Source organism: Pseudomonas fluorescens, assembly GCF_040448305.1.
GTDB classification, from domain to species: domain Bacteria; phylum Pseudomonadota; class Gammaproteobacteria; order Pseudomonadales; family Pseudomonadaceae; genus Aquipseudomonas; species Aquipseudomonas fluorescens_BH.
On record NZ_CP148752.1, the window covers coordinates 2,777,655 to 2,799,506 of the forward strand.

The 21,852-nt window shown below is 61.6% G+C and carries 21 protein-coding genes; 11 read left to right on the top strand and 10 right to left on the bottom strand.

All coding sequences use genetic code 11. The features are described from left to right. The first annotated feature begins 106 nt into the window (after positions 1–106). Complete coding sequence (locus tag WHX55_RS12660) at positions 107–1,009, top strand: LysR family transcriptional regulator (RefSeq protein ID WP_353742757.1); 903 nt, start codon at positions 107–109, stop codon at positions 1,007–1,009. Positions 1,010–1,142: 133 nt separating this feature from the next. On the opposite strand, the gene WHX55_RS12665 is transcribed toward WHX55_RS12660, so the two are convergent. The 3 genes from WHX55_RS12665 to WHX55_RS12675 form a co-directional block, all read right to left on the bottom strand. Next, positions 1,143–2,240, bottom strand: coding sequence for a DNA alkylation repair protein (locus WHX55_RS12665; RefSeq protein ID WP_353742758.1), 1,098 nt, complete (start codon positions 2,238–2,240; stop codon positions 1,143–1,145). A 143-nt stretch (positions 2,241–2,383) separates the two neighbouring features. Continuing rightward, positions 2,384–4,192: a monovalent cation:proton antiporter-2 (CPA2) family protein gene (locus tag WHX55_RS12670; protein WP_150754635.1), complete on the bottom strand. Its 1,809-nt coding sequence runs from the start codon at positions 4,190–4,192 to the stop codon at positions 2,384–2,386. Positions 4,193–4,393: 201 nt separating this feature from the next. Next, positions 4,394–5,464: a sensor domain-containing diguanylate cyclase gene (locus tag WHX55_RS12675; protein WP_353742759.1), complete on the bottom strand. Its 1,071-nt coding sequence runs from the start codon at positions 5,462–5,464 to the stop codon at positions 4,394–4,396. Between the two features lie 172 nt (positions 5,465–5,636). Between WHX55_RS12675 and WHX55_RS12680 the strand changes: the two genes are divergently transcribed. The 4 genes from WHX55_RS12680 to dmeF all read left to right on the top strand — a co-directional run bounded on the left by WHX55_RS12680 (position 5,637) and on the right by dmeF (position 7,826). Then, positions 5,637–5,975, top strand: coding sequence for an FKBP-type peptidyl-prolyl cis-trans isomerase (locus WHX55_RS12680; RefSeq protein WP_353742760.1), 339 nt, complete (start codon positions 5,637–5,639; stop codon positions 5,973–5,975). Between the two features lie 21 nt (positions 5,976–5,996). Next, positions 5,997–6,476 carry an MEKHLA domain-containing protein gene (locus tag WHX55_RS12685; protein ID WP_353742761.1) on the top strand — a complete coding sequence of 160 codons (480 nt, stop codon included), beginning with the start codon at positions 5,997–5,999 and terminating at the stop codon, positions 6,474–6,476. A 128-nt stretch (positions 6,477–6,604) separates the two neighbouring features. Continuing rightward, entirely contained in the window at positions 6,605–6,880 is a 276-nt protein-coding gene (locus WHX55_RS12690; protein ID WP_108215964.1) for a metal/formaldehyde-sensitive transcriptional repressor, read from the top strand. 13 nt (positions 6,881–6,893) lie between these two features. After that, positions 6,894–7,826 (top strand): CDF family Co(II)/Ni(II) efflux transporter DmeF, encoded by a 933-nt coding sequence (gene dmeF, locus WHX55_RS12695; RefSeq protein ID WP_353742762.1) that lies wholly within the window; start codon positions 6,894–6,896, stop codon positions 7,824–7,826. Positions 7,827–7,837: 11 nt separating this feature from the next. Here the strand turns inward: dmeF and WHX55_RS12700 are convergent, their stop codons facing one another. After that, positions 7,838–8,947: a cytochrome P450 gene (locus WHX55_RS12700; RefSeq protein ID WP_353742763.1), complete on the bottom strand. Its 1,110-nt coding sequence runs from the start codon at positions 8,945–8,947 to the stop codon at positions 7,838–7,840. Positions 8,948–9,026: 79 nt separating this feature from the next. Between WHX55_RS12700 and WHX55_RS12705 the strand changes: the two genes are divergently transcribed. Continuing rightward, entirely contained in the window at positions 9,027–9,791 is a 765-nt protein-coding gene (locus tag WHX55_RS12705) for a metalloregulator ArsR/SmtB family transcription factor (RefSeq protein ID WP_353742764.1), read from the top strand. 159 nt (positions 9,792–9,950) lie between these two features. On the opposite strand, the gene WHX55_RS12710 is transcribed toward WHX55_RS12705, so the two are convergent. The 5 genes from WHX55_RS12710 to WHX55_RS12730 form a co-directional block, all read right to left on the bottom strand. Next, positions 9,951–10,970: a branched-chain amino acid aminotransferase gene (locus tag WHX55_RS12710; RefSeq protein WP_008052737.1), complete on the bottom strand. Its 1,020-nt coding sequence runs from the start codon at positions 10,968–10,970 to the stop codon at positions 9,951–9,953. A 243-nt stretch (positions 10,971–11,213) separates the two neighbouring features. Next, positions 11,214–12,596 (bottom strand): dihydrolipoyl dehydrogenase, encoded by a 1,383-nt coding sequence (gene lpdA / locus WHX55_RS12715; protein ID WP_353742765.1) that lies wholly within the window; start codon positions 12,594–12,596, stop codon positions 11,214–11,216. A gap of 18 nt (positions 12,597–12,614) precedes the next feature. Further along, on the bottom strand, positions 12,615–13,889 hold the full coding sequence (locus WHX55_RS12720; protein ID WP_353742766.1) for a dihydrolipoamide acetyltransferase family protein: 1,275 nt from the start codon (positions 13,887–13,889) through the stop codon (positions 12,615–12,617). After that, positions 13,890–14,948 carry an alpha-ketoacid dehydrogenase subunit beta gene (locus tag WHX55_RS12725; protein WP_015095444.1) on the bottom strand — a complete coding sequence of 353 codons (1,059 nt, stop codon included), beginning with the start codon at positions 14,946–14,948 and terminating at the stop codon, positions 13,890–13,892. Position 14,949: 1 nt separating this feature from the next. Next, positions 14,950–16,185, bottom strand: a complete 1,236-nt coding sequence (locus tag WHX55_RS12730) for a 3-methyl-2-oxobutanoate dehydrogenase (2-methylpropanoyl-transferring) subunit alpha (RefSeq protein ID WP_150754646.1) — start codon at positions 16,183–16,185, stop codon at positions 14,950–14,952. A gap of 185 nt (positions 16,186–16,370) precedes the next feature. Here WHX55_RS12730 and bkdR point away from each other — a divergent pair, with 185 nt between their 5' ends. Next, a complete protein-coding gene (gene bkdR / locus WHX55_RS12735) occupies positions 16,371–16,859 on the top strand; it encodes a Bkd operon transcriptional regulator BkdR (RefSeq protein WP_007976593.1) in 489 nt (162 codons plus the stop codon). Positions 16,860–16,868: 9 nt separating this feature from the next. Here the strand turns inward: bkdR and WHX55_RS12740 are convergent, their stop codons facing one another. After that, the gene (locus WHX55_RS12740) at positions 16,869–17,732 is read right to left on the bottom strand and encodes an MBL fold metallo-hydrolase (RefSeq protein ID WP_353742767.1); all 864 of its coding nucleotides are present in this window, start codon (positions 17,730–17,732) and stop codon (positions 16,869–16,871) included. A gap of 118 nt (positions 17,733–17,850) precedes the next feature. Between WHX55_RS12740 and WHX55_RS12745 the strand changes: the two genes are divergently transcribed. From WHX55_RS12745 to WHX55_RS12760, 4 genes are all read left to right on the top strand, one after another. Continuing rightward, complete coding sequence (locus WHX55_RS12745; protein ID WP_223455981.1) at positions 17,851–18,192, top strand: metalloregulator ArsR/SmtB family transcription factor; 342 nt, start codon at positions 17,851–17,853, stop codon at positions 18,190–18,192. Between the two features lie 166 nt (positions 18,193–18,358). Then, positions 18,359–19,603, top strand: coding sequence for an FAD/NAD(P)-binding oxidoreductase (locus WHX55_RS12750; protein WP_353742768.1), 1,245 nt, complete (start codon positions 18,359–18,361; stop codon positions 19,601–19,603). A gap of 9 nt (positions 19,604–19,612) precedes the next feature. Beyond that, positions 19,613–20,419: a sulfite exporter TauE/SafE family protein gene (locus WHX55_RS12755; protein ID WP_150754649.1), complete on the top strand. Its 807-nt coding sequence runs from the start codon at positions 19,613–19,615 to the stop codon at positions 20,417–20,419. Between the two features lie 209 nt (positions 20,420–20,628). Continuing rightward, on the top strand, positions 20,629–21,813 hold the full coding sequence (locus WHX55_RS12760) for a porin (protein WP_353742769.1): 1,185 nt from the start codon (positions 20,629–20,631) through the stop codon (positions 21,811–21,813). The last annotated feature ends 39 nt before the right edge of the window (positions 21,814–21,852 follow it).

The following is a 21,852-nucleotide window of genomic DNA, read 5'->3' on the forward strand; positions in this document are numbered from 1 at the left end:
TGTCTGTCATCCTAGTTGTTAGCTTTCGTCAAAAGAATGTTAGTTTTTGCGCAGCCGCTGTGCGTTTTTAAACAGCATCCCGAACGGCTACAAACAAGGACGCTTCATGTTCGACTGGAATGACCTGCGGTTTTTTCTCGAATTGCAGCGCAGCGGGCGTTTGCTCACGGCTGCCCGGCGCTTGAACACCACCCATGCCACCGTGGCGCGGCACATCGAGGCCATCGAAAAGAGCCTCGGTACGGCGTTGTTCGTCCAGCATGCCCAGGGTTACGAGATGACCCCGGCGGGCGAGGCGTTGCTTAAACACGCCGAGGCGATGGAGAACGTGGCGCTGCTGGCCCAGGAGGAAATCACCCAGTCCACCGCGCCGCTGGGCAAGATCCGCGTTGGGGTGACGGAAGGGCTGGGCATCATGTTCCTCGCCAGTCGCATGAACGGCTTGTTCGAGCGCTATCCGGGGCTGGAGGTGGAACTGGTGGCGGTGCCGCGTTTTGTCAGCATCCTCAACCGCGAGGCGGAAATCAGCATCCACCTCGAACGCCCGGCCGCCGATATGCTGGTCACCCGCAAACTCACCGACTATCGCCTGGCACTCTATGCCAGCCAGGACTATCTCGATCGCTCACCGCCGTTGCGCAGTCGCGAGGACTTGGGGCGGCATGCCTGGATTGGCTATGTCGACGACCTGCTGTTCAGCCAGGAACTGATGTTCCTCAACAGCTTCTGCCGCAACCCGCGGGTGGTGTTTCACAGCACCAGCGTGATCGCCCAGCAACAGGCGGCCCGCTCGGGCCTGGGGATTGCCGTGTTGCCGTGCTACATGGCCAGTGCCGATCCCGGTCTGGTGCCGTTGCTGCCGGACGAAAGCATCCAGCGCAGCTACTGGATCAGCACCCGCCGCGAACTGCACAAATCGGTGCGGTTGCGGGTGTTGTGGGATTATGTGGTGGGGTTGTGTGAGCGGGAGCAGGGGTTGTTGTTGGGGGCTGTTGCTCAGGGTGCCTGAACGGACGCCTTCGCGGGCAAGCCCGCTCCCACAGGTTTTTGTGCTGTTCACACCGACTGTGTAGCGCTGCAGATCCCTGTGGGAGTGGGCTTGCTCGCGAAGGCGTCGGTAGATTCACAATTGATCTAATGGTTTAACCAACAATCTCGAACGCCGTACTGGCCAACCGTTCGCCATTAACCATGATATGCACCGCATGGCGCCCCGCATAATGCCGGCGGGTGGTGAGTTCCTTGATCTGCTGGCCGCGACTGACGGCTTCGACAGCGTTGCCCGGCAGCGTCAGCGCCTTGAGCTTGAACACCTTCGCCGAGGTGCTGCCGTTGGCCTTGACGTAATCGATGGCGTAGTCGATCACCAGGCGCTGACTGCTTTCTACCGTGGATTTGACGGCAAACGACAGGGTGATCTTTTCTCCCAGGCCAATCACCGGCGGTTCGACTTTCACATCAACGATCTCGACTTCGGGCTTGCCGCCCGCGCCGATAATCGCCAGTGCCCGCTGGTTGCCCTGTTTGATCAGGCTGCGCAGGGCGTGTCTGGCGATCCATGCGGTGTGCCGGTTGTCCAGCGACCAGCCTTCGATCAGGCCGAGTACCCAGTCGGGATGATCCTTGGTGATGTCGTTGAGGTGGTTGGCCACGGATTTGCGCACGTACAGGCTCGTGTCGGCCTTGAGGTTGTCGAGGATGTTCGCGGCCAGTGTCGGATCGGCCTGGATGGTCTCCAGCCGGAATGACCAGGGCAGGCGTGGCCGGCATCCTTCGCTGGCCAGGCGCCGCACATGCTCGTTGTCGTCCAGCGACCAGGCATGCATCAGCTTGAGCGAGCGCTCGAGGTCACTGCGCAGAAAGTGACGGATTGCGAATTCCGAAGAGCCAAATGCAGTGAAGTACTTCAGCGCGTCCATCGAGTGTTCGAACGCATGGGCGCCGTAGCTGGCGACGTAGTGCGGCAGACACATGCTGACGAAGCCGCTGTTCAGGCGCGGGGCGAGGGCGCGCAGCACCTGCAGCGACCCCTCGTAGTCCAGGGGCAGTACGGCGTGCAGGCATTCGCTGACCCGGGCCATGCGCTGCATGACGCTGAGGTCTGCCAGGCCGGACTGGGCCAGTTTCAGGAAGCGCCAGGCCTCGAATGGCGGATAGACCGCGGTCATTTCGCTGGCGATGTGCTGGAGGCGCTCGGTGTTGAAGATTTCCTTGAGCGCCGGAGATTGTTGGTCAGTCATGGTGGTTCCCTGGCAATTGTTGTTGATCCATCACACCGCGTCATCGTTCATCGCGAGCAGGCTCGCTCCCACAGAAAAGCGTGTAAGCGACAAAGATCCAATGTAGGAGCGAGCCTGCTCGCGAAGGGTCCCTCAAATTCACCTCATTTGGTGCCCGCTTGCTCCTGCAATTGATCCGACTCGAACAACCTGCCCAGTTCAACCCGCGCTTCCTGCGCCGTCTGCATCACTTTCACTGCGTCGTCATACACCGCATGCTGGGCTTCAAGCACCTCTTCGTCGTGCTGCTTGAAGCGTTTGATCCGTGCATCCGCCTGGGCCTGGGTCAATCCCAGGCCGATCAGGGTTTGCCGGCTCATTTCCAGGCTCGAATAATAGGTTTCGCGCACGGCGTGGGCGCCGACGTCCATCAGTCGATGTACGTGCTGGCGGTTACGGGCACGGGCGATGATTTTCATGTGTGGGTAGAGCTTGCGCACCAGTTCGGCGGTCTTGATGTTGGTGTCCGGGTCGTCGGTGGCGATCACGAAATACTCGGCTTCCCCGACCTTGGCCGCGTTGAGGATTTCCGGGCGCATCGGGTCGCCGTAGAACACCGGTACGCCACCAAAGCTGCGGGACAGTTCGATGGTTTCCACCGAGGTGTCGAGGGCCACGAACTTGATGTTCTGTGCGCGCAGAATCCGCGCAACGATCTGGCCCATGCGACCCATGCCGGCGATCACCACCCGTGGCGCGTCGGCGTCGATTTCACGGAACTTCTCCGGCACTTCCACCGGTTGCACCTTCGGGCTGACCAAGCGTGCGCAAAGCAGCAGCAACAGCGGCGTCACGGCCATGGACAGGGTGATGGTCAGCACCAGCAAGTCATACAGTTCGGTGGCGAACAGCCCGTGGTCGCGGCCGATCTTGAACACCACAAAGGCAAACTCACCACCAGCCGCCAACACGATTCCCAGGCGGATCGCACTGACCTTTTTCAAGCCCCCGGCCAGGCGACCGACCAGGAACAGCAGCGGCAGTTTGATCGCGATCAGCAGCAAGGTCAGGCCCAACACCGCCACCGGCATGCTCAGCAACAGGCTCAGGTTCGCGCCCATGCCGACGCTGATGAAAAACAGCCCGAGCAACAGACCCTTGAACGGTTCGATCTGGGCTTCCAGTTCATGGCGATACTCGGAGTCCGCCAGCAGCAGGCCGGCGAGGAAGGCGCCCAGGGCCATGGAAATGCCGACCAACTCCATCAGCCATGCCGTGCCGATCACCACCAGCAACGCCGTGGCGGTGGAGACTTCTGGCAGCGCGGTTTTGGTCACCACGCGAAACACCGGCCGCAGCAGATAACGCCCGCCGATCACCACCACGGCGATGCTGGCCAACACTTGCAGGCCGTGGTTCAGGTTTTCGCTGGCGCTGGTGCTGTGATCGCCACCGGCAAGCAACGGCACCATGGCGATCAAGGGGATCGCGGCGATGTCCTGAAACAACAGAATCGCGAACGCCAGCCGCCCGTGGGGGCTGGTCAGTTCCTTGCGTTCAGCCAGGCTTTGCAGGCCGAATGCCGTGGACGACAGCGCCAGGCCCAGGCCGAGGACGATCGCGGTGTTCAACGGCTGGCCAAACAGCCACAGCGCGACCACGCCAATCACCGTGCCAGTGAGCAACACTTGCGCCAGACCTACGCCGAACACTGACTTGCGCATCACCCACAGGCGCCGCGGCGACAGTTCCAGGCCGATGATGAACAGCAGCAACACCACGCCGAGTTCGGAAATGTTCGCGACGCTTTGCGGATTGTCGATCAGGCCGAGCACCGACGGGCCGATGATCACCCCGGCAAACAGATAACCCAGAACCGCCCCCAGTTGCAGGCGCTTGGCCAAAGGAACGATGAGCACGGCCGCCATCAGAAATACGACAGCGGCTTGTAGCAGGTTGCCTTCATGGGGCATGGGTGAAACTCCAGAACTCGACACAGCGGGGGCGTCAAGGATAAAGGCTGGGCTTGCCGAAGATCTACCGTGGGTTGTCAGTTGGATCCTTACAGTTGGGCCGCCGCCTTCGCGAGCAGGCTCACTCCCACAATGTTTCTGGTCGTACGCAAACTCCGTGTACGGAACAAATCACTGTGGGCACCCTCTGACGAAGTGCTACTAGCCATGTGCCCGCACCACGCTCTCGGTGCCCAGCCGATACTGATTGTTCCCGCTGCGCTTGGCCTCATACATCGCCAGGTCGGCAATGTGCAGTAGGCGGTCAATGCTCGGCGCATGATCGGGGAACACGGCGACGCCGAGGCTGGTGCCGATGTGGCGCTGGTCGTTGCCGATGGTGACGGGCGGGGAGAGTTCGACGAGGATTTTCTGGCAGATGGTGCGCGCTTCGTCTTGCAGGCTTTTGCCCTGGGGCAGGCCCTGGAGGATGACCACGAATTCGTCGCCGCCGATCCGGGCGACGGTGTCGGTGCCGCGCAGAATGCGCTTGAGCCGCGTGGCGGTCGTGACCAGCACGCGGTCGCCGGCCGCATGACCATAGCGGTCGTTGATGGCCTTGAAACCATTGAGGTCGACAAACACCAACGCCACCCGCGTGGCACTGGTGCGCGCTAGCTCCAGCGCTTCGGACAGGCGCTCTTCGAGCACCAGGCGATTGGGCAGGCCGGTCAACGGGTCGTAATGGGCCAGGTGCTTGAGGTAGTTGGCCGAGGCCTTTTCTTCGGTGATGTCGCGTACCACGCCCATCATCTTGACCGTTTCGTCGTGGTCATTCTTGACCACGTTGCCGGTTTCGCGCAGCCAGCGGATCGTTCCGTCGGGCCAGACCACGCGGTATTCCTCGTCATGGTTTTCGCCGGTTTCCAGGCAACGCAGTTCGCCGGCCCGAACTCTGGGCCGATCATCCGGATGCACGCAGGAGCAGAACAGGGCGTAAGAGGGCGTCACTTCGCCGATCTTGAAGCCGAACATGCCGAAAATGGCATCTGACCAATACAACCGGTCGGTGTCGACATCCCAATCCCAGGTGCCGATGCGGGCAAAGTACTGGCTGCGTTTGAAGCGTTCGGCGTCGCCATCCTGGTGGATGCTCTGGCTTTCGGGCAGGTTGTTGATGATCGCGCGATATTCCGCCAGTCGCTTTTGCAGCGAGCGTTCGCGCCAGACCAGCGTGACGATCAGGCTGAGCGTCGTTGAACCAAGGATGACGCTGGTCCAGAGCAGGATCATTCGGGGATGGCCATCAGGGCGGTGAACCGTACGGGTAATTGTTGATTATTTTAGTTCAGCAAACAGCTTTAAACGTCGCGCGGGAGGTGGCAATGGTTGCCAATCGAGGGCAAATCTGGGAAAACGGCGCCCGTCAGGCCCTTGAGGGCGAGAGAGCATACGAGTGAAATCAATGAATGACGAGCTTCAGGTAATCGATCTACAGGCGGGTGACGGAAAAGCCGCCATCAAAGGCGCACTGATCACCACCCAGTACCGTGGCTGGCTGGAGGATGGCAGCGAATTCGATTCTTCCTACAGCCGTGGCAAACCCTTCCAGTGCGTGATCGGCACCGGGCGGGTTATCAAGGGCTGGGACCAGGGCATCATCGGCATGCAGGTCGGTGGCAAGCGCAAGTTGCTGGTGCCGGCGCACCTGGCCTATGGCGAACGCACCATGGGCAAGATCACGCCGAATTCGAACCTGATCTTCGAAATTGAATTGCTGGAAGTGCTGACGCGGGATGATTGACCGCGGTTGCCCGGGAGGCCTATGTCACCAATCAACGAATACGCCACGGCCATCGAACTGCTGGACGAGTCTTATCGGCACTGGACCGGTGAACACCTGCCAGCCCCGCAGTCGCTGACCGGGCTTGAACGCCTGCACTGGCTGCACGCCCACGCGCCCTACAGCTTGCTGGCCCACGGCACTGAAGACGACCCTCTGTTCTTTTACGCCAATGAACAGGCGCTGGCCTGCTTCAAGTACCCGCGCCCGGAATTTCTGGGCATGCCCTCACGGTTCAGCGCCTCGCCACTGGACCGCGCGGTGCGCCAGACCCTGCTGGAACAGGTCACGGCCCATGGCATTGCCCACGGTTACAGCGGCTATCGGGTGGATCGGCAGGGTAATGCCTTCATGATTCATGAAGGCAAGGTGTGGACGCTGATCGATCAACACGGTGGGCGGGTGGGGCAGGCGGCGTTGTTCTGGCCGGATGCAGAGCGTGTCGGGCAGTTGGGGTGTTGAGCCCAGACCTTTAGTGGCCGACTGGCTGACGAAAATCGATGTCAGGCCGACCTGTCATCGGGTTGTGCCTTGCCAGGCTCCGCTCTATCGGCGAACATATGCGCTATATAGGGGTAGGGGGTATAGGTATGTCGCACATTCACGAACACAAGGATGACTTGATCAAGCGGGTGAGACGGATTGCCGGGCAGGTGGAAGCGGTGGAGCGAGCGCTTGAGTCCGATGCCGATTGCGCCAAGACCCTGCACCTGGTCGCCGCCATCCGGGGCGCGGTCAATGGTCTGCTGGAGCAGTTCATCGACGCCCATGCCCGCGAGCACGTGGCCCATCCAGGCCTGAGCGATGAAGAGCGCGCCCAGGGCGTGGAAGACTTGTTGCTGGCCATCCGTCGTTACGCCAAGTAGAGGCCTGAATCCCATGAAACAGACACCCCAGGCTTCGCGTTTCGCTCACGATCATGTATTTCTCGGCGCATCCCATGATGAAAACGCCCGACGCACCTTATGGGTGGTGGCGCTGACGTTTGTGATGATGATTGGCGAAATTGCCGCCGGTTACATCACCGGTTCCATGGCGCTGCTGGCCGATGGTTTTCACATGGCCACCCATGCCGGGGCCTTGGGCATCGCGGCGGCGGCCTATGGGTTCGCACGGCGCAATGCCAATAACGCGCGTTACAGCTTCGGCACCGGCAAGGTCGGGGATCTCGCCGGTTTTGCCTCGGCCATGGTGCTGGGGCTGGTGGCGATCGGCATTGCCGCTGAATCCGTTTATCGCCTGTTTCAGCCAACGACGGTGGCATTCACCGAAGCAACGGTGATTGCGGTGGTGGGGCTGGCGGTGAACATTGTCAGTGCCTTTTTGTTGGCGGGCGACCACGGTCATCATGGCCACGATCACGGACACAGCCATGACCACGGCCATCATCACCATCACGACAACAACCTGCGCTCGGCCTATGTCCATGTGTTGGCCGACGCCTTGACCTCGGTGCTGGCGATTGCCGCATTGCTGGCCGGGAGCTATCTGGGGTGGGTGTGGCTTGACCCGGTGATGGGCGTCGTGGGCGCTATCGTGATCGCGAAATGGGCCGTTGGATTGATGCGTGACAGCGCTGCGGTGTTGCTCGATGTCACGGATACACAGGTTGCCGATGAAATCCGTGAGCTGCTGGAGTCATCGGACGATGTGCGTATCAGCGATCTGCATGTCTGGCAGGTCGGCCCCCAGGCGCGGGCCGCGATTGTCAGCGTTGTGGCCGCGGCCAATGTCAGTGCCGACACCATTCGCGAACGCCTGGCGCCGGTCCATGAACTGTCTCACCTGACCGTCGAATACCGCACGGTTTGAACGGCTTTCGCTCAATCACGGAACAGCGCAATCCGTCCATTCGTGGATGGGCGGTATTGCCATTTCAGCTGCTCCAGTGCCGGCCCCATTGCCAGAAACTGCTTGAGCGTGGCGCCGGCAATGCTCAACGCCAGGCGTTGCCCCGGACATTGATGACGCCCTGCACCAAAGGTGAAGCTGCGCCGGTTCGGGCGGTCGAGCAGGAAGGTGTCGGGGTTGTCGTTGAGCTGCGGGTCGCGATTGGCTGAGGCCAGCAGCACCAGGATCACGTCTGCGGCGTTCAGCCTCACGCCGTCAATCTCGCAGGGGGCGGCGACGAAGCGACGGGTGTTCTGTACCGGTGGGTCGAAGCGCTGCACTTCGGCCAGCAGGTCTTCGACAGGGGTTGATTCGCTGCGCAACGACGGGTGTTGAATCAAAGCCAGCACGGCGTTGCCGATCAGCCCGGCAGTGGCCTCGAAGGTCTGGGAGAACAGGCCGATCAGGTTGGCGATCAGGGTTTGCGGTGCGCCGCAGGCGAAGCGCTGGCGGATGCCCACAAGCAAAGGGCTGTGGTTGTGCGGATCATCGAGCAATTCGATGCAGTAACCGCTCAATTGCTCGGCGGCAGCGTGGGCGGCGGCCAATTGTGCTGCGTCACTCAAGGGCGACAGGCAGGCGACGAAATCCGCCGTCAATTCGCTGATGGCGCGGCCCTGGGCCGGGGTGAACCCCAGCAACGCCGCCACCACGCACACCGGCCCACGAAACATGGCGTTGTACAGGCCAGCGGTATCCGCAGTTATCAATCGGGCGCTGACCAGGGCCTCGACTTCCCGCGCATCGATCAACTCCAGCCCCGGCGCAATCGCCGACCGTGGGCAACGCTGGCGTTCACCTTCATTCATGCGCATCAATTGGCCGAACACCTGGCCGGCCATGCCGTCGGCAATCGTCCTGGGGATTGGCTCCTGCGCCGGTCGAACGTGGCAATCGGGATGCGCCAGCACGGCGGCCACCGCCCGGGCGCTGCTGGCCACCCACAGGTTCAGCCCTGGATGAAAAGCCAGCCCACCGTTGGCACGCAGTTGTGCGTAGTAGGGATAAGGATCGGCATGGGTCGCAGCGATGATCGGGTCCATGGGTCACAGCCTTTTGTTGTTGGAAAGTGTTGCTACTATCTCCAGTCCGAAAGGGCATTGATTCGTCCGGGAGCGAAATATGAGCGCAGAACAACACGACATCGGCGTCTCGCAGGTGGCGGCAGCCATCGCTGAGCCTGCGCGGACGAAAATCCTCTGTTCGCTGATGGACGGCCACGCCCGCACCAGCACCGAACTGGCGGCGGTGGCCGAAGTCAGCGCGTCGACCGCCAGTGCCCACCTGGCCAAACTCAAGGAACTGGCGCTGGTGCGGTTGCACGTCCAGGGGCGTCATCGCTATTACAGCCTGGCGGACAAACGCGTGGCCCAGGCCCTGGAGGCACTGATGGTGATCGGCCAGAACACCGCGCCGAGCTTTCAGTCTCGGACCCCGGATCGCCTGCAATTTGCCCGCACCTGCTACGACCACATGGCGGGAACCCTGGCCGTGCTGTTGCATGACCGGATGCTTGAGGCGGGCTGGCTTGAGGAAACCGACGAACAGGCCTATCGCTTGAGCGACAGCGGTACGGCAATGTTTCAAGGACTCGGGATCGAGGTACAGGACTTGAGCACCTTGCGCCGCCGCTTTGCCTGCCCGTGCCTGGACTGGAGCATGCGCCGGCCACATCTGGGCGGGTCGCTGGGGGCGGCGTTGCTGCAAACGGCGCTCAAGCGCAAGTGGGTGACCCAGGATCTGGACAGTCGGGCGTTGGCATTGACGGCGTTGGGGCGCAAGGAGTTTGGAAGGCGGTTTGGAATCGAATTGCCGCTGGTGGTTGAGGGTAATGTCAAAGTTTCGCAAATGACGGCAGGTTCGGTGGAGTTCGGGAACATTCGCTGACTGACGATAGGTGTATTCCGGATGCTTCTGTATTGAATGCAATGCCGTCATCGCGAGCAGGCTCGCTCCCACAAGGGGGGGTGGAATCGTCAGTACAATGCAAACAAAAAGCCCCCCATCGGTCACCCGATGGGGGGCTTTTGTGTGTCTGGCGTCAGGTCAAACCTTGACGATCCAGCCCGCTGGCGCTTCGATGTCGCCGGTTTGCACGCCGGTCAGCTCTTTGTAGAGCTTCTGGGTGACCGGGCCGACTTCGGTTTCGCTGTGGAACACGTGCAGGTGGTCGTTGTAGTCGATGCCGCCGATCGGCGTGATCACCGCCGCAGTACCGCAAGCACCGGCTTCCTTGAAGTCGGAGAGCTTGTCGATGAACACGTCGCCTTCGATCACTTCCAGGCCCAGACGGGTCTTGGCCAACTCGATCAGCGACAGACGGGTGATGCCCGGCAGTACCGATGGCGAGTTCGGGGTCACGAACTTGTTGTCGTGGGTGATCCCGAAGAAGTTGGCCGAACCGACTTCCTCGATCTTGGTGTGGGTCATCGGATCCAGGTAGATGGCGTCGGCGAAGTGGGCTTTCTTGGCCTTGGAGCCCGGCATCAGGCTGGCGGCGTAGTTGCCACCGACCTTGGCGGCACCGGTGCCTTGTGGCGCGGCGCGGTCGTAGCTGGAAATCTGGAAGTTGTGCGGGGTCAGGCCGCCCTTGAAGTAGGCGCCGACCGGAATGCAGAAGATCGAGAAGATGAACTCGGGGGCGGTACGCACGCCGATGTTGTCACCCACGCCGATCACGAACGGACGCAGGTACAGCGCGCCGCCGGTGCCGTACGGCGGAATGAAACGCTCGTTGGCACGGACCACTGCCTTGCAGGCTTCGATGAACTGCTCGGTTTCCACCTGCGGCATCAGCAGGCGGGCGCAGCTGCGCTGCATGCGCAGGGCGTTCTGGTCCGGGCGGAACAGGTTGATCGAGCCGTCCTTGCAACGATAGGCCTTCATGCCTTCGAAGCATTGCTGGCCATAGTGAAGGGCTGTGGAGCCTTCACTGATGTGCAGCACGTTATCTTCGGTCAGGGTGCCTTTGTCCCACTCGCCATTGCGAAAGTACGACAGATAGCGCTTGTCGGTCTTGATGTAGTCAAAACCCAGCTTGTCCCAATTAATGCTTTCGTTACCCATGACACCCTCTATCACTTAACAACCGCCGAAACGGTTCAAGGCTTCTGACGTTTTTTGGATGGGGACAACAATACTTCATTCCGGGCCTGTTTCGCAGCCCGGACTATCGGATGACAGACAGATAATTCGCGCTGACCTTGAGAATTCGCGAGCAGGCTCGCTCCCACATTTGAAATGCATTCCCCCTGTGGGAGCGAGCCTGCTCGCGAAGAGGCCATCACAGCCGCCATCAATCGCTCTGAATCACAGATGCAACGCATGCCCCAACGCCCGCAACGCCGCTTCCTGCACCGCTTCACCCAGCGTCGGATGCGCATGGATGGTGCCGCCGATGTCTTCCAGCCGCGCGCCCATTTCCAGGCTTTGCGCGAACGCCGTGGACAACTCCGACACCCCGACGCCCACCGCCTGCCAGCCGACAATCACATGATTGTCGCGACGGGCGACCACGCGCACGAAGCCGCTTTTCGACTCCAGGGTCATCGCCCGGCCATTGGCGGCGAACGGGAAGCTCGACACGATGCAGTCCAGACCTGCGGCGTTGGCCTCGTCCGGAGTCTTGCCAACCACCACCAGTTCCGGGTCGGTGAAGCACACGGCGGCGATGGCGGTCGGGTTGAACTCGCGGGATTTACCGCTGATCAGCTCGGCGACCATCTCGCCCTGGGCCATGGCCCGGTGCGCGAGCATCGGTTCGCCGCTCAGGTCACCGATGGCATACACGTTGCGCATGCTGGTCTGGCAGCGGTGGTCGATCTTGATCGACGAACCGTTCATGTCCAGGTTCAGCGCTTCGAGGTTCCAGCCCTGGGTGTTCGGCTTGCGACCGACGGCCACCAGCACCTGATCGGTTTCCAGGTTCAGGGTCGCACCGTTCGGGGCCAGTACTTGTAAGGCATTTTCTTTTGAATCAAAGCCTTGAACGCTGTGTTTCAAGTAAAGTTTCACGCCGAGTTTTCTCAGTTCGTCGTGCACCGGCTGGGTCAGTTCGGCGTCGTAGGCCGGCAGGATGCGTTCCTGCGCTTCCACCACGCTGACCTCGGCGCCGAGCTTGCGATAGGCAATGCCCAGCTCCAGACCGATGTAGCCACCGCCGACCACAATCAAGCGCTTGGGCACGGATGTCGGCGCCAAGGCTTCGGTGGACGAGATGATCGGCCCGCCAATCGGCAACATCGGCAGGTTCACGCTTTTCGAACCGGTGGCCAGCACCAGGTGCTCGCACTGAATGCGCGTGTCGCCAACATCGATGGTTTTACCGTCAACCACCTTGGCCCAGCCTTGAACGACCTGGACCTTGTTCTTTTTCAGCAGCGCCGCAACGCCGGTGGTCAGGCGATCGACGATGCCGTCTTTCCATTCGACGCTCTTGGTGATGTCGAGGGTCGGCGCCGAAACGCTGATGCCCAGGGCCGAAAGCTGATGGTGGTGCTGCGTCTGATGAAACTGCTCGGCGACGTGAATCAGTGCCTTGGACGGAATGCAGCCAATGTTCAGGCAGGTGCCGCCCAGGGATTGGCCTTCCACCAGAATGGTCGGGATGCCCAGCTGACCGGCACGGATCGCCGTCACATAACCGCCGGGGCCGCCGCCGATGATCAGCAGCGTGGTGTTCAAAGTTTGCATGGTGCTCTCCAACAAAAATCAGTCCACAAACAAGGTAGCGGGTTGTTCGAGCAAGCCACGAATGGCCTGGATGAATAGCGCCGCGTCCATGCCGTCGACCACGCGGTGATCGAAGGAGCTGGAGAGGTTCATCATCTTGCGGATCACGATCTGGCCTTTGATCACCATTGGCCGTTCGACGATCTTGTTGACGCCGACGATTGCCACTTCCGGCAGGTTCAGCACCGGCGTGCTGACGATGCCGCCCAAGGCGCCGAGGCTGGTCAGGGTGATGCTCGAGCCGGACAACTCGTCGCGGCTGGCCTTGCCATTGCGTGCGGCAGTGGCCAAATGGGAGATTTCGGCCGCGTTGTCCCACAGGCTGCGGGCTTCGGCGTGACGCACCACCGGCACCATCAAACCGATGTCGGCCTGGGTGGCGATACCGACATGCACCGCGCCAAGGCGGGTGATGAGCTGGGCTTCGTCGTCGTAGCGGGCGTTGATCTGCGGGAAATCGCGCAGGGCGACGACCAGGGCGCGGACCAGGAACGGCAGCAAGGTCAGCTTGCCGCGGGTGGCGCCGTGTTTTTCGTTGAGGTGCGCGCGCAGTTCTTCCACGGCGGTGACGTCGATTTCTTCGACATAGCTGAAGTGGGCGGCACGCTGGGTGGCGTCCTGCATGCGCTGGGCGATCTTGCGGCGCATGCCGATCACCGGGATCTGCTGTTCATCGGTACGTTGGGCGTAAGCCGCCGCCACCGGTGCCGAAGCGTTCGACTGACCCTGGGCCAGGTAGGCGTCGAGGTCTTCATGCAGCACGCGACCGGCCGGGCCGCTGCCACGGACCAGACGCAGCTGGATTCCGAGGTCCAGCGCATGTTTGCGCACGGCCGGGGAGGCCAGTGGGCGTTCATCGGCTGCGCGAGCCACCATCGGGCCCTGGCATACGGCAGCTTTCGGCGCCGGGGCAGCGACCGGTTTGCTTTCCACCACGGCTTCAACTTTAGGTGCGGCCACAGGCGCTTCTTTAACAGGTGCCGGTTGCGCCGACTCCTTAACGTTGCCCGCGCCTTCGACTTCAATGCTGATCAGCACACTGCCAACCGCCATGACTTCGCCCGGCTGGCCACCCAGGGCAATGACCTTGCCATGCACCGGCGACGGGATATCGACCATCGCCTTGTCGGTCATGACATCGGCCAGTACCTGATCTTCGACGACCATGTCGCCGACCTTGACGTGCCATACCGACAATTCAACTTCTGCAATGCCTTCACCAATGTCCGGCATTTTAATGACGTGCGTGCCCATTCAGACCTCCATGACCCGTTTCAACGCCGCGCCCACTCGGGACGGGCCTGGGAAATACGCCCACTCTTGCGCGTGCGGGTAAGGGGTGTCCCAACCTGTGACGCGTTCGATCGGCGCTTCCAGGTGGTGGAAGCAATGCTCTTGCACCAGCGACACCAGTTCGGCACCGAAACCGCAGGTACGTGTGGCTTCGTGCACCACCACGCAACGGCCGGTCTTTTTCACCGACTTGACGATGGTTTCCAGGTCCAGCGGCCACAGGCTGCGCAGGTCGATGACTTCGGCGTCGACGCCGCTTTCTTCAGCAGCGACTTGCGACACGTACACGGTGGTGCCGTAGGTCAGCACGGTGACGTCCTTGCCCGGACGGGTGATCGCAGCGACATCCAGCGGCACGGTGTAGTACCCGTCCGGCACTTGCGCGGCGGGGTGCTTCGACCACGGGGTTACCGGGCGGTCGTGGTGGCCGTCGAACGGGCCGTTGTACAGGCGTTTTGGCTCGAGGAAGATTACCGGGTCATCGTTTTCGATGGAAGCGATCAGCAAGCCCTTGGCGTCGTACGGGTTGGATGGCATCACCGTGCGCAAACCGCAGACCTGGGTGAACATCGCCTCGATGCTCTGGCTGTGGGTCTGGCCGCCGTAGATGCCGCCGCCGCAAGGCATGCGCAGGGTCATCGGCGCGGTGAACTCGCCAGCCGAGCGATAACGCAGGCGGGCGGCTTCGGAAATGATCTGGTCCGAGGCCGGGTACACGTAGTCGGCGAACTGGATCTCGGCCACCGGACGCAGACCGTAGGCACCCATGCCCACGGCGACACCGACGATGCCGCTTTCGGAGATCGGCGCGTCGAACACCCGGGAGGTGCCGTACTTGTTCTGCAGGCCTTCGGTGCAGCGGAACACGCCGCCGAAGTAGCCCACGTCCTGGCCGAAGACCACGACGTTGTCATCACGCTCAAGCATCACATCCATGGCCGAGCGCAGGGCCTGGATCATGGTCATGGTGGTCGTGGTCATGGCGGTTTCCAGCTCGATATTGTTGTTGTGATCGTTCATGTCAGATCCCCAACTCTTGGCGCTGGCGCTTCAAGTGCTCCGGCATCTCTTTGTAGACGTCTTCGAACATGGTCGCGGCGCTCGGAATCTGGCCACCGGCGAGGGTGCCGTATTGCTCGGCTTCTTTCTGTGCGGCGATCACTTCGGCTTCCAGCTCGGCGCTGACCGCGGTGTGCTCCTCTTCGGACCAGTGACCGGTCTTGATCAGGTGCTGCTTGAGGCGCGCAATCGGATCACCCAGCGGGAAGTGGCTCCAGTCATCGGCCGGACGGTATTTCGACGGATCATCGGAGGTCGAGTGCGGGCCGGCGCGATAAGTGACCCATTCGATCATGGTCGGGCCGAGGCCCCGGCGGGCGCGTTCGGCGGCCCAGGCAGAGGCGGCGTAGACCGCGTAGAAATCGTTGCCATCGACCCGCAGGGAGGCGATGCCGCAACCGACGCCGCGACCGGCGAAGGTGGTGGCTTCACCACCGGCAATCGCCTGGAAGGTGGAGATCGCCCACTGGTTGTTGACCACGTTGAGGATCACCGGCGCACGGTACACGTGGGCGAAGGTCAGGGCGGTGTGGAAGTCCGACTCGGCGGTGGCGCCGTCGCCAATCCACGCCGAAGCGATTTTGGTGTCGCCCTTGATCGCCGAAGCCATGCCCCAGCCCACACCCTGAATGAACTGGGTGGCGAGGTTGCCGGAGATGGTGAAGAAACCGGACTCCTTGACCGAGTACATGATCGGCAACTGACGGCCCTTGAGCGGATCGCGCTCGTTGGACAGCAGTTGGCAGATCAGGTCGACCAGCGGTACGTCGCGGGCCATCAGGATGCTTTGCTGACGGTAGGTCGGGAAACACATGTCGTCGATGTTCAGGGCCAGGGCCTGGGCGCTGCCGATGGCTTCTTCGCCAAGGCTCTGCATGTAGAACGACATCTTTTTCTGACGCTGGGCGACCACCATGCGGTTGTCGTAGATGCGGGTCTTGAGCATGGCACGCATGCCCTTGCGCAGGATCTCGCTAGAGACGCCTTCGGCCCAGGGACCGAGGGCATTGCCCTGGTCGTCGAGCACGCGAATCAGGCCACGGGCCAGGTCAGCCGTGTCAGCCGGTTCAACGTCGATTTGGGGTTTGCGCACCGTGCCGGCATCGGTCAGGTGCAGGTAGGAGAAGTCGGTTTTACAGCCGGGACGGCCCGAGGGTTCGGGGACGTGCAGGCGCAGCGGTTCATACGCTTGGGTCATGGCTTCTACGCTCGATCTTGTGAATTTCTTGTAGTGAGCTGACAGATTTCGTTCGGTAGAAGAAATCTTGTCCTACAACAATCATAGGCCCGCCCAAGAAGAATATTTCTCTCTGTTTCGTTGCGCTGAAGATCATTTGCAGATAAAAAACCTGCATAAACATAAAAAACAGGTGGTTTTATCTCATGCGCAAACTGGACCGTACCGACATCGGCATTCTCAACAGCCTTCAGGAGAACGCGCGCATCACCAACGCCGACCTGGCGCGTTCGGTGAACCTGTCGCCGACGCCGTGTTTCAACCGGGTCAAGGCCATGGAAGAACTGGGGGTGATTCGCGAGCAGGTGACGCTGCTGGATGCCGACCTGCTGGGGCTGCATGTGAACGTGTTCATTCATGTCAGCCTGGAGAAGCAGGTGGAGGAGGCGTTGCAGCATTTCGAAGAGGCGATTTCCGATCGCCCCGAAGTGATGGAGTGCTACCTGATGGCCGGCGACCCGGACTATCTGATCCGGGTGCTGGTGCCGACCATCCAGTCGCTGGAGCGCTTCATGATGGATTTTCTGACCAAGGTGCCGGGGGTGGCGAATATCCGTTCGAGCTTTGCGCTCAAGCAGGTGCGGTACAAGACTGCGCTGCCGTTGCCGGCGAATGGGCTGACCCTGGGGAATTAAACGTCGATCTTAAAATTTGTTAAGCGGAATCTTCAGGTAAGTCACGCCATTGTCCTCTGCCGGCGGCAGTTCCCCCGCCCGCACATTCACCTGAATCGCCGGCAATAGCAGCGTCGGCATGCCCAGCCCGGCATCACGCCGGGTGCGCATGTCGACGAAGGCGGCTTCGTCGATGCCGTCGCGCACGTGGATGTTGCTTTTGCGCTGTTCGCCCACCGTGGTCATGCATTGGGGCGCGCGGCCCTCGGGCGGATAATCGTGGCAGATGTAAAGACGCACGTCGGCGGGGAAGGCCAACAGCTTGTGGATCGAGGCGTACATCTGGTTGGCATTGCCGCCGGGAAAGTCGCAGCGCGCGGTGCCCACGTCCGGCATGAACAGTGTATCGCCGACCAGGATCACATCGTTGCCGATCAGGTAGGCCATGTCCGCCGGGGTATGGCCGGGCACGTGCAGGGCGGTCGCCTTGAGGTTGCCGATCATGAACGATTCGTTGGGGGCGAACAGGTGGTCGAACTGGGAACCGTCGATGCGAAAGGATGGCTCCAGATTGAACAGCGCCTTGAACACGTCCTGGACCTTGCTGATCGACTCGCCAATGGCGATCTTGCCGCCCAACTCCCCGCGCAGGTACGGCGCGGCGGACAGGTGATCGGCGTGGGCGTGGGTTTCCAGCAGCCATTGCACTTGCAAGTGACGGGCGCGGACGAAGGCGATGATTTTGTCGGCCTGGGTAGTCGCGGTGCGCCCGGCGGCACCGTCGTAGTCGAGCACCGGATCGACAACTGCACACTGTCCGCCATCAGCCTCGTAGACCACGTAGCTGTAGGTCGAGGAGGCGGGGTCGAGGAAAGCTTCAATCAGCGCGGGCATGGACACGAACCTGTGCAGGGGTAGAAAAGTCGGACGACGGAAAGTCAGCCATGGGTTGCAACACTTTATGTAAAGACATAATGTTCGCAGCTTAAGTGACGTTGAAGGCATCCTGCAAATGCAATCCAGTCTGACCGAATGTGAAGTCGCCCAACTGCGCGCCTCGGCCTCCAAGGCGTGTGCGCTGCTCAAGGCCCTGGCCAATGAGGATCGCCTGTTGATCCTGTGCCAGCTGACCCAGGGCGAACGCAACGTAGGCGAACTGGAAAAAATCACCGGCGTGCGCCAACCGACCCTGTCCCAGCAATTGGGGATCCTGCGCGATGAAGGACTGGTCGCCACCCGTCGTGAAGGCAAGTACATTTTTTACGGTCTCGCCAGTCACGAAGTGATCCAGGTGATGAAAACCCTCTCCGGGCTTTATTGCGGGGCGGTGCTTAAAAGCTGGGTTCAACCCTGATCCTGTTCAACACACCGAATCTGTGGGAGCGAGCCTGCTCGCGAAAGCGTAGTGTCAGCCGACGCCTTTATTGGCTGATCCACCGCTTTCGCGAGCAGGCTCGCTCCCACAATGAGATTTCGTTTCGACTAGCCTCAATCCTTGCGTGCAGCAAAAGGAACAAGCAATGAACGATCAACACTGGGGCCCATCCATCAGTGCAGATATCGTGGTCATCGGCGGCGGCACGGCGGGTATCGGCCTTGTCGCCAGCCTGCTCAAGCGTAGCCCGCATCTGAACATCACCGTGATCGAACCCGACTCCCGGCACTACTATCAACCGGCCTGGACGCTGGTCGGCGGCGGTGCCTACAACGTGGAAAACACCGTGCGGCCGATGGCGTCGGTGATGCCGCGCGGGGCCCATTGGCTGCAGGCTGCCGTGACGGGCATCGATCCCGACAAGCGCCAGCTCACCCTCGGTGACGCGCGCACGGTCAGCTATCAAAACCTGGTGGTCTGCCCCGGCCTGCGCCTGGCCTGGGAGAAGATCGAAGGCCTGGAGGACACCCTCGGCCAGCACGGCGTGACCTCCAATTACAGCTATCGGCACGCGACCTACACCTGGGACCAGGTGCAGAAACTGCGCGGCGGCAAGGTGCTGTTCACCCAGCCGGGCATGCCGATCAAATGTGCCGGAGCGCCACAAAAGGCGCTGTACTTGTCCTGCGATCACTGGCGCAAGACCGGTGTGCTGAACAACCTCGACGTCGAATTCAATCTGGCGGGCGCGGCGCTGTTCGGAGTGGCGACCTTTGTTCCGCCGCTGATGAAATACATCGAGAAGTACAAAGCCCGGTTGGCCTTCAACTCGAACCTGGTCAAGGTCGACGGCCCGGCGAAAACCGCGTGGTTCGACGTCAGGGATGCCGATGGCAATGTCACCCGCCAGGCAAAGACCTTTGACCTGCTGCATGTCGTTCCGCCTCAGGTGGCCCCGGATTTCGTCGCACGCAGCCCGCTGGCCGACAGCGCTGGCTGGTGCGAGGTCGATCCCCACAGCTTGCAGCATCCGCGTTATCCCGGCGTCTTTGCGTTGGGTGATATCTGCGGCACCACCAATGCAAAAACCGCCGCGGCGGTGCGCAAGCAGATCGTGGTGGTGGCCGAAAACCTGCTGGCCTTGCGCAAGCAACAGCCGCTGCCGCTGAAGTACGACGGTTATGGCTCCTGTCCGCTGACGGTGGAGAAGGGCAAGGTGATCCTTGCCGAGTTCGGTTATGCGGGCAAGTTGCTGCCGACCTTTCCCCTTGACCCGACGACCCCGCGCCGCTCGGCGTGGTGGCTGAAGGCGACACTGCTACCGTGGTTCTACTGGAACGGCATGCTCAAGGGCCGCGAGTGGCTGACACGTGTGTCCAGGGTCGACTGAGAACTCCCTATGTTGCTGGCAAGTCTGTTTGGTGTAGTGATGGGGTTGGTGCTCGGCTTGACTGGCGCTGGTGGCGGTATCCTTGCGGTCCCGGCCCTGGTGTTGGGGTTGGGCTGGAGCATGACCCAGGCCGCTCCGGTGGCGTTGTTCGCAGTGGGCAGTGCGGCGGCGGTCGGTGCCATCGATGGCTTGCGCCATGGCCTGGTGCGTTATCGCGCGGCGCTGCTGATCGCGGCGTTGGGCGCGGTGTTTTCGCCGGTGGGCATCTACTTTGCCCATCAGTTGCCGGAAAAGATCCTGATGATCCTGTTCAGCCTGCTGATGGTCGTGGTGGCCGGGCGGATGTTGCGTCGCGAACGCAAGGATGAGGGCCCCAGCGATCACGGTCAGGCCAACTGGGGCCAGAAGAACTGCATGCTCGATCAACAGACCGGGCGCTTTTCCTGGACCGCCAAATGCACCGCGACCCTCGCCGCGCTCGGGGCAGTGACCGGCGTGGTCTCTGGATTGCTGGGGGTGGGCGGCGGCTTTCTGATCGTCCCGGCCTTCAAGCAACTGACCGACGTGCAGATGCGCGGGATCGTTGCCACGTCGCTGATGGTGATCAGCCTGATTTCGGCGATCGGCGTGATCGGCGCCTTCCATGCCGGGGTGCGCATCGACGATTCGGGCATAGCCTTCATCGTCTCCAGCATCGTCGGCATGATCATCGGCCGCAAGCTCTGTGCCCGGGTGCCGGCGCGGGCGTTGCAGGTCGGTTTTGCCAGCATCTGCGTCGTGGTCGCCGCCTACATGCTGTTCAGGGCCAACGCCTAGCCGCTACCGGTTCCTGTGGACGCCACTCGGGTCCACAGGCCTACACCCTAAGTGGCGAGCCTCGCCGACCAGCGGTCTTACGCCATAGTGGTCGCGCACCGCCGGCCCATCCAAAGCACCTGAAAACCACCCCCAAGGCAGCGTATGGCGCCGCCGGTCAGGTTTCGATAATCGCCTCCGACACTTAGTCCCCCGTTTCGGAGCGCGCCATGCACAACAATAAGAACGTCACGCATCGTTTTCTGCCGGCCTTTATCGCCAGCTTGTCTGCCCTTGGTCTGAGCCAGGTGGCCGAGGCGGATATCATGCTGTACGACAAGGACCAGACCACGTTCTCCACCGACGGCTACATCAACGCCTTCTACGTGAACAGCGATGTCGACCGCGCCGGCGAGCAGTTCGACCGTCGGCAGTCGCGGGTCAAGATGGGGTTCCTGCCCAACTACCTGGGGTTCAACATGGGCAAGCAGGTAGACGACCTCAAGCTCGGTGCCCGCGCCTCGTTCTGGGTCACCATCAACGACAGCGAAACCAACGGCACCGCCACCGCCATCGATGTGCGGCAGTTCTTCGGCACCGTGACCAACCCGGAATGGGGCGAAGTGCTGATCGGCAAAGACTTCGGGTTGTTCGCCCGTTCCAACATCCTGCTCGACGAAATGCTCGCCGGTTACGGTCAGGTCAGCGATACGTTGGGGCTGGTGGATGGCGGCGGGGTGTCGTTCGGCAACATCGGCACCGGTTACCCGTATCCGTTCCCGACCTCGCAGATCACCTATCGCACCCCGGTGATGGACGGTCTGCGCGTGGCGGTCGGCATCATGGACCCGGTGGACACCAACGACAGCAGCCCGACGGGCAAGGCCTATCAGGAAAACCCGCGTACCGAGAGCGAAGTCACCTATCAGTTCGACCTGGCCGGGGCAAAGATCTACAGCTGGGTCAACGGCAGCTACCAGACCTCAGACAACACCGATTCCACGGTCGAGACCGTCACCTCCAAGGGCGTCGGTTATGGCGTGCAGGCGAAGATGGGCGGCTTGTCCCTCACCGGGTCCGGTTTCCAGGCCAAGGGCATCAATCCGTTTTTCACCAACAATGCCGGCGAGCCGACCCTGCGCAACGTCGACAGCGACGGCTACCTGATGCAGGGCTCCTACAAACTGGGCAAGAACCGCCTGGCCTTGTCCTATGGCAAGACCAATGACGATGGCAATGGCGTGGTCGGCAGCGGCGCGGACTACGAGACCCGCGGCATTGCGCTGTTCCATGACGTGAACGACAACCTCAAGCTTGTGGCCGAGTACAACCAGTTCGAAATCAACGGCCACGACACCGATGAGCAGAACGAAGACACCGACACCTTCGCCGTGGGCGCGGTGCTGACCTGGTAACCCCGGGAGGTGGCCCTGGCCGTGCGCATCGCGGCGAGG